The organism is Pallidibacillus pasinlerensis (genome assembly GCF_009996845.1).
Lineage (GTDB): Bacteria > Bacillota > Bacilli > Bacillales > Caldibacillaceae > Pallidibacillus > Pallidibacillus pasinlerensis.
In genome coordinates, this window is the sequence record NZ_JAACYS010000028.1 from 18,212 (window position 1) to 32,848 (window position 14,637).

General features: G+C 34.6%; 12 protein-coding genes and 1 riboswitch. Of the genes, 1 reads left to right on the top strand and 11 read right to left on the bottom strand.

Annotated features, from left to right (window positions below; genetic code table 11):
- Nucleotides 1–12 precede the first annotated feature (12 nt).
- From cydC to GW534_RS07700, 5 genes are all read right to left on the bottom strand, one after another.
- Nucleotides 13–1,770 (bottom strand): thiol reductant ABC exporter subunit CydC, encoded by a 1,758-nt coding sequence (gene cydC / locus GW534_RS07680; RefSeq protein ID WP_161920458.1) that lies wholly within the window; start codon nt 1,768–1,770, stop codon nt 13–15.
- On the bottom strand, nt 1,757–3,493 hold the full coding sequence (gene cydD / locus GW534_RS07685; protein ID WP_161920459.1) for a thiol reductant ABC exporter subunit CydD: 1,737 nt from the start codon (nt 3,491–3,493) through the stop codon (nt 1,757–1,759). Before cydD ends, cydC begins: the two co-directional genes overlap by 14 nt.
- Complete coding sequence (gene cydB / locus GW534_RS07690) at nt 3,493–4,509, bottom strand: cytochrome d ubiquinol oxidase subunit II (protein WP_161920460.1); 1,017 nt, start codon at nt 4,507–4,509, stop codon at nt 3,493–3,495. The genes cydD and cydB overlap by 1 nt, the downstream gene beginning before the upstream one ends.
- A complete protein-coding gene (locus tag GW534_RS07695; protein ID WP_161920461.1) occupies nt 4,509–5,909 on the bottom strand; it encodes a cytochrome ubiquinol oxidase subunit I in 1,401 nt (466 codons plus the stop codon). The genes cydB and GW534_RS07695 overlap by 1 nt, the downstream gene beginning before the upstream one ends.
- Nucleotides 5,910–6,246: 337 nt before the next feature.
- The gene (locus GW534_RS07700) at nt 6,247–7,170 is read right to left on the bottom strand and encodes an MBL fold metallo-hydrolase (protein ID WP_161920462.1); all 924 of its coding nucleotides are present in this window, start codon (nt 7,168–7,170) and stop codon (nt 6,247–6,249) included.
- Nucleotides 7,171–7,383: 213 nt separating this feature from the next.
- A riboswitch (SAM riboswitch) is annotated at nt 7,384–7,486 on the top strand.
- 88 nt (nt 7,487–7,574) lie between these two features.
- Between GW534_RS07700 and GW534_RS07705 the strand changes: the two genes are divergently transcribed.
- Entirely contained in the window at nt 7,575–8,330 is a 756-nt protein-coding gene (locus tag GW534_RS07705; RefSeq protein WP_161920463.1) for a cyclase family protein, read from the top strand.
- Between the two features lie 74 nt (nt 8,331–8,404).
- On the opposite strand, the gene menC is transcribed toward GW534_RS07705, so the two are convergent.
- From menC to GW534_RS07735, 6 genes are all read right to left on the bottom strand, one after another.
- A complete protein-coding gene (menC, locus tag GW534_RS07710) occupies nt 8,405–9,520 on the bottom strand; it encodes an o-succinylbenzoate synthase (RefSeq protein ID WP_161920464.1) in 1,116 nt (371 codons plus the stop codon).
- A 33-nt stretch (nt 9,521–9,553) separates the two neighbouring features.
- On the bottom strand, nt 9,554–9,850 hold the full coding sequence (locus GW534_RS07715; protein WP_210253469.1) for an ABC transporter permease family protein: 297 nt from the start codon (nt 9,848–9,850) through the stop codon (nt 9,554–9,556).
- Between the two features lie 157 nt (nt 9,851–10,007).
- The gene (locus tag GW534_RS07720) at nt 10,008–11,510 is read right to left on the bottom strand and encodes a DHA2 family efflux MFS transporter permease subunit (protein ID WP_161920466.1); all 1,503 of its coding nucleotides are present in this window, start codon (nt 11,508–11,510) and stop codon (nt 10,008–10,010) included.
- A 305-nt stretch (nt 11,511–11,815) separates the two neighbouring features.
- The gene (gene cyoE / locus GW534_RS07725; RefSeq protein ID WP_246204017.1) at nt 11,816–12,739 is read right to left on the bottom strand and encodes a heme o synthase; all 924 of its coding nucleotides are present in this window, start codon (nt 12,737–12,739) and stop codon (nt 11,816–11,818) included.
- A gap of 163 nt (nt 12,740–12,902) precedes the next feature.
- On the bottom strand, nt 12,903–13,130 hold the full coding sequence (locus GW534_RS07730) for a DUF2187 family protein (RefSeq protein WP_161920467.1): 228 nt from the start codon (nt 13,128–13,130) through the stop codon (nt 12,903–12,905).
- 315 nt (nt 13,131–13,445) lie between these two features.
- The coding region (locus GW534_RS07735) for a globin-coupled sensor protein (RefSeq protein ID WP_161920468.1) at nt 13,446–14,637 on the bottom strand (1,192 nt) is incomplete at its 5' end.

Consider the following 14,637-nt stretch of genomic DNA (forward strand, 5'->3'; position numbering starts at 1 on the left):
ACAAGCGTAATTTCACTTGCCTAAATGAATAAGTTCTTTTTCTATTATTCCACTATCCATATTATACAATTTCCGATACCGTTCATTCAGTTGCATCAATTCATCATGTGTTCCTTCCATAATGATTTCACCATTTTCCAAGAAAATAATTTTGTCCATTTTCTCTAAAAGTACTAAGTGATGCGTAATTAAGATAATCGTTTTTCCCGCTAATGATTCAAACATTGTGTTTAAAAGGTCCCGCTCCGTAATTGGATCCAAACCTACTGTCGGTTCATCTAAAATTACGATTGGTGTATTTTTAAGCAGGATGCGAGCAAGAGCAATCCGTTGTCTTTCTCCACCTGAGAAACGCTCCCCGGATTCTTGCATTTGTGTTTGTAATCCCTTTGGTAATGAATAAATATATTTATCTAATTTTACCTTTTGAATGACTTCACGAATTTCGGCATCAGTCGCATCTGGCTTCCCTAACCGAATATTATTTTCAACCGTAGTAGAGAATAAATACGGTTTTTGGTTTAAAATGCTTACAAGATCAAATATCTGTTCACCATATTTTTCGGGGCTTTGATTTCCCAACGTTACTTTTCCTATTGTTGGAGTTAACGCACCTACTAACATTTCTATTAAAGTCGACTTACCTGCGCCACTTTTACCAAGAATGGCGATCTTCTCACCTTGAGATATTGATAAATTTATATTTTTTAATGCGGCTAATTTACTACCTTCATAATAATATGTTACATGTTCTAATACTAATTCCGGATTTTTAGGTAACTCCCCAATCTTTTCATCGTTTTGTTTTTGCGGCAAATAATTTTCAATCGTAGCAATCCGGTTCAATGATTCTTCATAAACAGGAATTTTCTCAAGCGCATCTGATGTTGGAATCATCCCCTCTAATATAGGGATTGTTACTAATGTAAAAGCTGCAATATACGCTGGTAATATATCCCCCTTCGCTGCCTCAAAACCAGCCCAAATACCAACGAAAATTAAAATAAGACCAGCAATTACTTGTAATTGAAAAGTCCTTGCGTGAGTCCAGTTCGTCAACTTCTTCTCCAGCAGATTATTTTCCCTACTAATTTTCATAAATTGATTAACGAACTCCTTTTTTCTCCCACTAATAATCCAATCACTTGCCCCCATTACAGCATCACCAAATATTTGGTACAACTTATTCCGTTTCTGTTTTATTTCTACTTGTCTTTTCTTCAAAAAATATAGTGAAAATAATGGGTAAACAATGACAATAATGGTTAAGCAGATGAAGATCCATAATGCAAAACGCCAATCAAAAATCGCTAACAATGAGCAGGAGAAAAACATTAAAAATAGAGCAACGACCGTTGGAAAAATAGTACGAATATACGTATCCTGTAAATGTTCAATATCATCTGCAAGGGTGCCAACTAAATCACCGGTTTGAAATCGGGAACGGATAAATAAAGCTTGTGGCTCTAACACGTCGTAAAGCTTAACCCGCATTTCGGATAAAATTTTTAAAACTGTATTATGCCCAAAAAGTCGCTCCAAATAACGGACGACCGGTCTTGCAATTCCAAAGGCCCTTACACCAACAATAGGAATATATAATAACAAAATATTCCATGGCATTTCCGCAGCCCTCGTAATTAAATAACCGGAAGTAAATTGCAAGGCACCTGCTGTTAAAAAAGTTAATACTCCTAGGAAAATCGTAAAAAACATTAACCACTTATATTGTTTTATATAGGGGCGTATATAACGACTAAAATACCTCAAATTTTGTCCCCCCTCTATGAGCATGGACTAACTTAGCGAACATTCCATTCTTCTGCATTAATTCCGCTGGTGTTCCGCTTTCTATTAATCTACCATCGTCCATAACTAGACAATAATCCATTTCATTCATCCAATGAAGGCGATGGGTTGCAAAAAAGACGAGCTTATTTTCTAGTAGAGGTAACATCATTTCTTTTATTTCAAATTCAGTTTCGATATCTAAATGAGCGGTCGGTTCATCAAACAACAATATTGGCCTCTCCGTTAATAAACTTCTTGCTAAAGCAATCCGTTGTTCCTCACCACCACTTAATGTCCTGCCACCTTGACCAATTTTTTCATCTAAACCCGCCGGAAAACTTGCAATAAGATCAGAAAGTCCTGTTTTTCGAATAACCTCTACAATATCGTCCCTCGATGCGTCTGGCTTATACCAAGCAATATTTTCAGCAACCGTTCCAGAAAAAATATACGGATGTTGTGGAATGTACGTAATTTGCTTTTGCCAACTTTCGATTGAAAAATGTGGAATTTGCTTACCGTTTACAGTAATTTCCCCATTTGATAATTTTAAAAATCCGGATAACAGTTCAATTAACGTTGATTTACCTGAACCTGATAAACCAATAATGCCAACCTTTTGATAGCCTTTTACGTGAAAACTAACATCTTGTAAATATAGTCGATTTTCCTCATCACTAACCTTTTCTAAATTCTTTACACTTAGTTCGCTATTTTTATCCCATTGTGGAAGCTTAATCTGTTTATTTGCATCCACTTCGTTTTTCATCTCTAATAATTGATGAATCTTTTTACCCGCTTCTTTTCCATCCATCGTTGCATGGTAGTCATTTCCTAGTTCACGCACCGGTGTGAAATATTCAGGAGCTAAAATAAGAACCGTTAATGCTGGTAAAAAATCGACAGATCCATTTATGAGTCGAATCCCTAATTCTACCGCCACAACGGCAACAGAAAGACTAGAAAAAAATTCCAGAGCAAATCCAGATAAAAACGCGACCCGCAATGTTCGAATTGTAGAAATTCGATACTTATGACTTACGTTATATATTGCTTGACGATGTCCTTTACTTCGTCCTAAAAACTTTAATGTTAAAAGTCCCCGTAACGAATCGACAAAATGACTCGCTAACAGTAAGTAATTTGCCCATTTGGCATCTTTTTTATTTTTTGCAACTATACCTAGAAGAATTAAAAAGGCTATTAATATTGGCATAACGACTAAGAGAATAATGGCTGAAGCGATATCTAAAGTAAATACATAGATTAAAAGAAGTGCAGGAATAAACAAACTTGCTAAAAATCGTGGAATAAACAATTCTAAATAAGTTCGGAAGCTCGCAATCCCTTCTAAACATAAAGTAATGAATTGACCAGATCCTTTTTTACTAATAACATTTGGGCCGAGAAGAAAAATTTTTTCGACTAATTGTTGTTGCATCTCTTCAGCTGTTTGATCAGCAAATTTATATGCAATTCGGGATTTTAACCAAACTAGAAAATGGCGTATAATGACCGCTACGAAAAAGATGAAAAAGTATGAAAGGGCAATCGCCCACGGAGCCCTTTCATACATTGCAATAATTGCTTTTGCAAGGTAAAGCGATTGGACAATTATCGCAATTGCTTGTAAAAATGTTAATATCCCAATTGTCATCATTGTTTTTTTTCCATTTTTATATTGGAATAGTCGCTTATCCATCAGTACTCTAAATGCTCCTTATGGGATACTCGTTTTCTAAAGACGTAGTAACTCCAAATCGTATAGGCAAGGACAATCGGTACCATTGTTAAAGCAACAATCGTCATGACTTTCAATGAATATGCACCTGATGCCGCCTCATAAATTGTCATATTGTTTGCTATATCTGTTGTGCTGATCATTACATTTGGGAAAAGAATTGTAAAAATAGATGCTGTAACAAGAATTAGTACTAATCCTGTTGATGTAAAGCTAAGCCCTTCCTTTTTTCCTTTAATTAACGGATATAACGCTAAGTAAACTACAATAACGAGAGCATAAATTGTAATATTAATTACTGCATGTTTTGTAAATGCATTTGTGTACATACCAGTGAGTGCTACGAATAAGAGAATTAGAACCCCTGTAAACCAATAAATCTTCAAGGCTTGTGTTCTCGCGCGTTCCCGTAATTCTCCTTCTGTTTTCATCGTTATAAAGTTTAATCCATGTAAATAACATAGTGCTGCAAATGTAACGCCACCAACCAATGTGTAAACATTCACAATATCACCAAAAAAGCTTGCATGCATATTCATATCAGCATCAATCGGTAATCCTTTAATCAAACCAGAAAATAGTACGCCTACTAAAAACGGTGGGAGTAAACTTCCTAGGAAAATCGCCCAATCCCAAGTACCTTTCCATTTTTTCTCATCATGCTTACTCCGATATTCAAAGGATACTCCCCTTGCAATTAAAGCTAGTAACAATAGAACGAAAGCTAGATAATAACCGCTGAATAGTGTAGCATACCAATGAGGAAAGGCAGCAAACATAGCTCCCCCTGCAGTTAGTAGCCAAACTTCATTCGCGTCCCAGTGTGGTCCAATTGTATTTATTAAAACCCGACGTTCTGTTTCACCTTTAGCTAAAAATTTCACTCCCATACCAACACCAAAATCAAAACCTTCAAGAAAGACAAATCCTATCCAAAGAACAGCAATTAATAAAAACCATAATTCACTTAGTTCCATTAGTAGGCACCCCCTGCTTTAGCATCAAATGGATCTGATGCCGTAACATCTCCTTTAATCTTTTCATATGGTCCTTGCTTTATAGCTTTTACCATTAAGAAAACCATTGCTGCTAATAGTAAGGTGAAGATAAGACTGAAGGCTATTAAGGAAAACAGTATTTCGTTTGCAGTCACATTTGGTGATAAACCACTTTCCGTCGTCATTAAACCTTGAACAATCCATGGTTGTCTTCCCATTTCAGACATAATCCAACCACTGGCATTAGCTATATGTGGCAATAGAATGGAAGGCACTAAAGCATATTTTAAGAATCGGGCACTATCAACTAATTTACTTCGCCATTGTAAAATTAAAGCAATCAGGCTAAACAGAATCATTAATCCTCCTGCTGCAACCATGATACGGAAACTCCAAAATGTTGTTTTTACAGGCGGTGTATAGTCCCCTTCACCATAAAGCTGTTCATATTCAGCTTGAATCGTATTCATTCCTTTTACTTCACCAGAAAACTCGTTATATGATAAGTAACTTAACAAATATGGAATATCGATGGACCACTTATTTTCTCTATTTTCCGTATCAATTCCTGCAATTACTGTCCACGGTGCCGGATCTCCACTATCTTCCCAAAGTCCTTCTGCAGCAGCCATTTTCATTGGTTGCGCTTCAACTAAATATTGAGACTGAGAATGCCCTGAGAAGGCTAAACCTACTGTTGCAATAAGCCCGAAAATTAACCCCAAATTCATGGAACGTTTAAAGAAATCAACATCTTGCTTTTTAATTAATTTCCAAGCAGACACACCAGCAATTAAAAATGCAGCGGTACATAAACTAGCAAATAGTGTGTGAGGGTATGCAACTAACAATTTTGGATTTGTAATTACTGCAAAAAAGTCATTCATTTCTGCCCGACCGTTAGCAATTTGATAGCCAACTGGATTTTGCATGAAGGAGTTTGCAGCTAAAATCCATAGAGCAGATATTGCTGTACCAAATGAAACTAACCAGATACAGAGTAAATGGACTCCTTTAGATAAACGGTTCCACCCGAAAATCCATAAACCGATAAATGTGGATTCTAAGAAGAAGGCAAGTAATGCTTCAATCGCTAATGGAGCACCGAATACATCTCCTACGAAACGGGAATAATCCGACCAGTTCATTCCAAACTGGAATTCTTGGATAATACCAGTCACAACTCCAACTGCGAAGACAATCAGAAACAATTTCCCCCAAAACTTTGCCATATTTTTGTAAACTTCTTGTTTTTTCATCACATAGAGAGTTTCCATTACAGCAACAAAAAACGCTAAACCAATCGACAATGGAACAAAAATAAAGTGATACACAGTCGTGATCCCGAACTGTAAACGTCCGAGTAAAAGCTCATCCATTTAAGTTCCTCCCTCCAATTTTTATTCATTTTCCCTTCACTTTTATAATAATCATTTTCACTATTCAGATAGTGGATAACTTTCGAAGAGATAACGAAAAAACTGTTAAAATGTTCATTATATTTTGTGAACGTTTTGTGATATGTTTCACTTTTATTAACACATTCAACAAATATTCACATTCATCAAAAATTACGTTCTCAATATCCATTTATTATTCATAATCAAACTAGGCAAAAAAAAAAGAACTTAAAACGTTAATTATGCAAAAGAAAAAGGACCGCCCATTGACGGTCCCGCAAGTTATTATTTTTAAATAATATGAACATGTTCATTATTAAGTTGCCTTAAAAGTATATACACCGTTTTGTTCATAACGGCGTACTATTCCCCGTTCTTCCAAATATATCAACCTTGTTAGAGAGGCCATAAATGGACTTGCTAAATATTTCTGCTTTACTACGCCGTATACTTCAAGCGTAACTTCGAGAGCTGTTTTTGCCTCATCTTTTACGATTTTGTATATTTGCTCTAACCGCTTTTCGTGACCATCTTTTATCTCAAGGACACGGTCTTTAAAATTATTAATCGGTTCTCCATGTCCTGTTAATGCAAAATCCGTTGAATATTGTAAAATGCGATCAATGGAATCTAAATAATATTGTAATGCATTAAATTCTTCCCCTTCCCATAAACCAATTACGGGTGATATTTCGCGTAACACGTGATCACCAGCAAACATTAACTTTTTTTCTCGATTATAAAAACAAAAATGATCATAAGAATGACCCGGTGTCCATATTGTTTCATACCACTCATTACCAATTTTAACTTTCTCACCTAATTCAAATAATGTATCAGGTTCAAATTGATAAATATTTGACCAATCTAGTCGTTTCGGTACGTCTGTTACCCCATGACTTTTAAGTAACCGTGTCATTCGTTTTTCAAAATCAGGGTGGCGATGTTTTTCCATTTCACCTAAACCGATTTTCGATACAATAATTGGAACTCCTTTATTTTGAAACCATTTTGCTAAGCCAATATGATCTTGATGAACATGCGTTAATACAACCTTTTCAACGTCAATTCCAGAATCGAGTACTTTCTGCCACGTCTCAATTGCCTGTTGTGAATAGACACCTGTATCGATTATCGTATACCCATTCTCACCTTTAACTAGGTAACAATTTGTTGCACCCATACCTCCCCGATATTGGACAACTAACAAGTATATCCCTTCAGTAACCTTTGTTAACACAATCATTTCCCCTTTGTTTGACTAAATCTATTTTTCTTTATACAAATACTTTTTCTCCATAGTTTTATTTAAAACGATTCAATCCTTCGTTACAAATTTTTTGATTACTTTTACTGAAAACCAAAATTATTGTTCTTAATTTTACTAAAGATTGGAAAAATGTTGACATTACGAAAGATTCATAGTATGTTAGTTTTAAATTAAATAGTGAATTTCTTATCAAGAGAGGTGGAGGGACTGGCCCTGTGAAACCTCGGCAACAGACTCTTGTAGTACTGTGCCAAATCCAGAAAGCTTTTATGCTTGAAGATAAGAAGAGTCGGGCATTACATAATGATGATAAAATCAATCCTCTTCTTGAATTCAAGAAGAGGATTTTTTAATAAAAATATGAGGTGATGAAAATGAGTCAATCAACTACAAAGAAAAATGAAATTTTAGAAGCATTAGAACTATTAAAGAGTAAAATATGGGTCGACTTAACGCATACTTTCGGTCCAGATTCTCCACATTTCCATGCTTTTAATTCGGCTGAATTTAAAACTTTATTTACCCATGATGATGGCTTTTTTGCACAACAATTTACTTTCCCAGGACAATACGGTACCCATATTGACGCACCAATACACTTTGTCCGTGGACGTCGTTATTTAGAGGATTTAGAGTTAAAAGAGTTAGTCTTACCTTTAGTTGTTATTGATAAATCCGAAGAAGTGAAGACAAATCCTGATTTCACTTTATCTGTTGCTGATATTTTAGAATTTGAAAAGGAACACGGAAAAATTGAACCTGGCACTTTTGTCGCACTCCGCACCGACTGGAGTAAACGTTGGCCAGATGTTGAAACGTTCAATAATAAAGATGAAAATGGAAATAACCATCTCCCAGGTTGGGGATTAGAAGCATTAAAGTTCTTATTTGAGGAAAGAAAGATTAAAGCTGTTGGTCATGAGACCTTTGATACAGACTCAAGTATTGATTATCAGAAAAACGGTAAATTATTAGGGGAATATTATGTATTAGATCAAGATACGTATCAAATCGAACTGTTAACTAATTTAGATAAAGTTCCACCTAAAGGTGCTGTTATCTTTAATATCGTTGCTAAACCAGAAAAAGCATCAGGCTTCCCAGTTCGTTCCTTTGCAATTTTGCCATAATTGAAATAATCGGCCCGTCCATAAGTTATGTTATGGAGGGCCACCTATTTAACTTATGTATCTGCTCGATTATTTTATAGTTTAAAAACCCTTTCCCATTTAACAAATTGATTTAGTTTTTCAAAATCTACTTCATAGCCGATACCTGGCTTTTCAGGAACATCAATAATTCCATTTTTCGCAACAACTTCTGGTGAGATAATATCCTTTTCCCAATATCGTGAAGAGCTCGAAATATCACCTGGTATTGTAAATTGCGGTAAAGAGGCAAGCGCAATATTTTGAGCCCGTCCAATCCCTGTTTCTAACATCCCGCCACACCAAACTTCCAAGTTATGTTTTTGACAGAAATCATGAATTCGTTTTGCTTCTGATAAACCACCGACTCTGCCCGGTTTAATATTAATAATTTTACAACTGCCAAGTTTATAAGCCATTTTTACATCCTCTAATGAATGAATACTTTCATCTAAGCAAATTGAAGTTTTAAGAACTGACTGTAATTCGGCATGCTGTAAAATATCATCATCTGCCAACGGTTGTTCAATCATCATTAAGTTAAATTCATCTAATTTTTTTAAATGTTCAATGTCCTCTAGTGAATATGCTGAATTGGCATCTGCCATCAATGGTATGTCAGGAAAATGTCTACGTACTTCCCGTAAAAGTTCAATATCTTGACCGGGTTTAATCTTTAATTTAATTCGTTTATATCCCTCCTGCACCGCTCCTTCTATAACTTTTAGAAGTTCTTTAATTGTCGGCTGAATGCCTATTGAAATTCCAACGTCAATTTGTTTTCTTTCCCCGCCTAAAGCACGTGCTAATGATATCCTTTCCCTTTTAGCATAAAGATCCCACACGGCACCTTCAATCGCAGCCTTTGCCATGTGATTTCGTTTAAACACCTTAAAGGCTTGTGACACATCATCTGGATGCGTTATTTCCTTTTTACGTAAGATCGGAATTAAAAACTCTTCGATTATATGAAAGACTGTATTAACCGTTTCTTCCGTATACCACGGTACACTAAAGGCAACCGACTCACAGAATCCACGGTTCCCCTCATCATCAGTTACTTCAATTACAAACAATTCTTTATGATCGACCGTACCAAAACTTGTTGTAAATGGATGTTTTAACCGCATGTTTAATTTTCTTATGTTAATTTGTTTAATTGGTATCCCCATTGTCTATCACTCTTTCTTACACAACTTTATTTTTTAGTTCATTACCCATTTATCTTTTAAAAACATTACACGACTAATCATAAATAAAACGAACACTACTGCTAAGTTACTTAAAACGGTAATTAAAATATGTTCAAAATTTACAACACCATAAAGTAGTTCTTTATAGCTACTAAATATATTTAAAATTGGTATGACAAAATGATACAACCCTAGTTCATTCACACCAACACTTGTCGTAAAAAATGCCGGAAACATTGTCAACATCATAATTGGTGATGCATAACTATTTGCTTCTTTCACTGTTTTAGCAACAATACTTGTCATCATTAAAATGGATGCACAAAACATGGCATACACGTTCTTTCGCCAACTTTCTTAAATGTAACATATAAATTTAGAAAGATAAAGAAGAGTCCATAGCCCAAAAAAACAAAAAAAGAGTAGAGCCAAAATTTACTCTACTCGCATAAACTCATCTCATTTTTTAACTATTTTCAGTCGCTGGGTTTACTTCAATTGCTGATTGACCTTCGCCACGATTATCTTGTGTTACACGTTTCATGAAAAATGCTAGTACAAGCGCAACGATGATAATAATAGCTGATATGAAAAACGTATCATTGATACCACCGAGCATAGCTTCCACACCAATTTGTTCAAGCTGTGCATCAGTTAATACTTTACCTGCTCGCTCGGCTTCACTTGTAAGCTGAACCATGTAAAGTTTTGTTCGAATCGATAAAATTGTAATTAAAAATGCGGTACCAATCGCACCTGCTACTTGGTTTAATGTATTGTTCATCGCTGTGCCATGAGGATACATGTTGACCGGTAATTGGTTTAATCCATTTGTTTGAACCGGCATCGATACCATTGATAGCCCAAACATTCGTACAGCGTGGATAATCGCTAATTCCGTCATCGTTGTTTCAAAAGATAACTTACTAAGCATAAATGTTGTAACGATCAGTATCGCCAAACCACTCACTGCAAGCGTTCTTCCCCCAAATTTATCAAATAATTTACCATTGATTGGAGACATTATTCCGTTAATAAGCGCTCCAGGTAATAACAAGAGTCCTGCTTGCATTGGTGTTAAATTAATAACATCTTGAGCAAAAACGGGAAGTAACATAAATCCTGAAAACAGTGACATAAAGACAATCATAGATATAACAACACTTAAAGAATACATTGGATATTTAAAAATCCGGAAATCTAACATAGGGGTATCCATTCTATTTTGATAGATAACGAATGTAAATAATGTAACGATCCCTACAACAATCGTTATAATGACTAAAGGGTTTCCCCAACCGACATTACCTGCCGAACTAAAACCGTACAATAAACTTCCGAATCCAACCGAAGAAAGAACTACGGAGAGTTTATCAAGTCGCATATCCACTTTTTCTTTTTTGTCTTTTAAATAAATAAATCCAAGAATAAAACAAAGAATCGAAATTGGTGCAATCAAAGTAAATAGGGCACGCCAATTAAATTGTTGAATAATCCAACCAGAAAGAGTAGGACCAATCGCCGGAGCAAAGGTTAAAATTAACCCTAGAAATCCCATTATCGTTCCTCTTCTAGATATAGGAAAGCTTACTAACAAAACATTCATTAATAAAGGCATTAATATCGCAGAACCCGAAGCTTGTAACATACGACCTATTAATAAAACTGAGAAAACAGGTGCTAGTGCTGCTACAATCGTTCCTACTGTAAATAAGCCAATTGCTGATAGAAACAAACCACGAACCGAATATTTTTGTATTAAATAAGCTGTTGTTGGAATCATTATCCCATTAATCAGCATAAATCCAGTCGTCAACCATTGGACTGTCGCCATATTTACGCCTAAATCATCCATAATTGCAGGAAGTGCAACATTTAATAAAGTATTGTTTAAAAAAGCAATAAAAGCCCCAACCATTAGGACTGTTATAATTAAATAGGGCGGACGTTTTGAACCTACCTCATCCATCCTTAAATCCCCCCTTACAAACATAACGTTTATTCATTTTTCATATACACGTAAAAAATATCTTATATGATACATCTGCTTTTTGCAATAAAAACATTTCGACACACGAATTGTTTTTAACAATTTTTCACAAAATTAATTTTTGTTTATTTGATTACTGTTTTAATGCACTTTATCTCAGTAAAAAAATTATATATGGAAACTTTTTATTTTAGCCATTTGAAACAAGGCTTCGTTCCATATTAGCATTTGTTCAAAATAAGATATATCGAAGAAAATTCCGCATTATAAAAAGGGTCTACATATTAGACCCCGATTAAAATCATATACAACGATAGTAATATTAAATAAATTAATGAAAATCGCAAATTACCCTTTGCCCATTTTTGTTTATCTTCCGCTTTAAATCCTTTTGCTGAAAAAATGACCCAGGTAACTCCTAAAATTGTTGCAAAAATCACAAATCCCCAACCTAAGGATCCTAATAATAAGAATGGAAAGGGCAATAAATGTGCAACCCATAATAAATTATGTTTTATTGCTTCATCAACACCACGTACAACCGGAAACATTGGTATGCCTGCACGGGTATAATCTTCTAATCTATTAATATAGACAGCTAAAGAGTGTGGAATTTGCCAAATAAATAAGATGATAAACATAGTAATAGGTACTATATGGTTCGCTGGAAGTAAAGCAGCCCACCCAATTAAAGGTGTAAATGCCCCGGAAACACTTCCGATAATTGTATTCCAAGTATACTTCCGTTTAGTCCAAAATGTATACAAAACAACGTAAACAAACCACCCTAAAAATGAGTAAAGTGCGGCTTCCCAAGTTACAAGTAACATTAAACCGTGACCTACAATGGTCGTAATAATTCCTGCCCATAATACGGAATTTAAGGTGAAATTCCCACTTACCGTTGGACGTTTTTCCGTACGTTCCATTTTTCTGTCTAAATCTACTTCGTACCAGTTATTTAAAATTAACGCACCTGATATGACGAGGGTGCTTCCAATCATCGTTAGTAAAAATAACTGCCAATGATTAGAAAAATTTTGGTTCGAAAAATATAAAGCAAGGAAAAAACCGGTTAATACTGGTAGTACATTAGCAACAAGAACTTTTCCTTTTAATAAAAACTTAACATCAATAAAAAATTGTATTAATTTCGAATGATTCTGTTCATTAACATTATCCTCGTATAACATGTGTTGATTCGACATTCCCCAATCTCCTAAACATATATTCGCTACATTTAGTTTAACATGAAAGTGAAATGATTTCTAAATTAAACGTCCCTTTTGATGTTGCCAATCTTGACCAAATATTATTGGATACATTTACAATATTTTCCCTAAAATAGAAAGGGCATTGATCGCCCTCATTTTATCCTTTGATTTTTTTGTAATTTTTATGGTTAACAACTGTCTTAATTGGCTCACCTGTTTTTTCATTCATACCTATTTTAATAATGACTGAATTTTCTCTAACAACAAGTACTTCACCTTTTATTCCTTTAAATTGTCCCTTCTTTACTTCAATCATGTCGCCAACGTTCGCTGATTTTACTTTTGTTTCCTTTACTTCAACATTGTTAGTTTCTTCATTAGCCATGTCCAATCATACTCCCATTTCAAGTTTTTCTAATAAAATTGATACAAATAACAATATTAAAAGACGTTCTTGTTTAATATTGCCCAAACTCATTCTTTCATAACGAACTGTTAAACTGAAAGGAGTATTGCATTTAATTTTATTTTACTATTGGAGTGTTGGAAGTGAGTCTTGAGACCCCGCAACTGAGCCTTCCGAGGTGAGGAGGCTCAGAGCAGCCCATAGGAAAGCGTCCGCCAACGAAACGTCGAATTACAACAAAAGTGATTGGAAAAGTGACTTTATGGACAGCCACGTCCTTAGTAAAAAGTTATTTTATTGAACTATACTAAATAAAGTTTGAACAGACGCATCCATCCCCCTAAAATCTTCACCGACTTTTTTTAATATATGTATGAAGTCATGCAAGTCTTTATGGACAAGTTCATTTTGTATTTTTGTTTCTTCAGCAGTGTTAAGGATTTCAATAAAGCGACCTTCGATTTCAGTAATATTATGATTTCCTTCTTCAACGCATTTATGGATGAGATCTAAAGAATCTTTAAATCGGTTCACTTGCTCATTGGAATTTGTAATTAAGGTTGAAACTGTAAAAATGGAATTCTTCGTTTGTTCCGATAACTTTTTGACCTCTTTGGCAACAACAGCAAATCCTTGACCATATTTTCCTGCCCGAGCTGCTTCAATCGATGCATTTAATGATAGTAAATTTGTTTGATTTGCTATTTGGGTGATGATTTCAATAATCTTTTCCATTTCATTCATAATGTTTGATAGGGAAGTAACATCATTTAAAATTTGCTCTACAGACGAGTTTATTTTCTCTATGCTATTCGACTGCTTTTGAATTGTTTCTTTTCCACATTCAGCAAATTGTTGTGTGCGATTTGATAACTCCATCCCTTTATTTGCTAATTTCAAAACTTCATTACTTTGAGCAATTAATTGTTGATACGCCACATTTGTGTTTTGAGAAACTTGTGCTAAAATGGAGGATTCTTTCGAAATATGATTTAAAATTTCATTCCTTTGTTGATTTTGCTTTTCCTTTTCCCAAGTTATTTCTGCATCAAAAGCTTCTAAAACAAGCTGCTGTTCTAAGCTTAAGATTTTAGTAATAGCTTTTAATGTAGGAATAAGTTCGTCAGCTTGTCCAATATTATCTATTACAACATTGAACAAAGTTAATTGAAGGTTTTGGAAAGCACACATATACCATTTTGTTTTCAAGCCAATTTTCACATGAACTTGGGCAATCTTAATTCTTCGGTCGATAAACTTCTCGTCTATTTTACCTTCAAACATTTCAATCACATGATGACGCAAAGTTTGTTTCAACCGTTCAAAACTACTATGTTTATTGACAATCACCGAGAGACTGTTTTCCAATTTAATATTATTGTAAAATTCATCCACTATATAATTTATATATTTTTTAACGATTGGCTGGCACTTTCGGATTAATACTAAATCTTCAATACGTAATGAGAGCATCTCAATCTGTTTT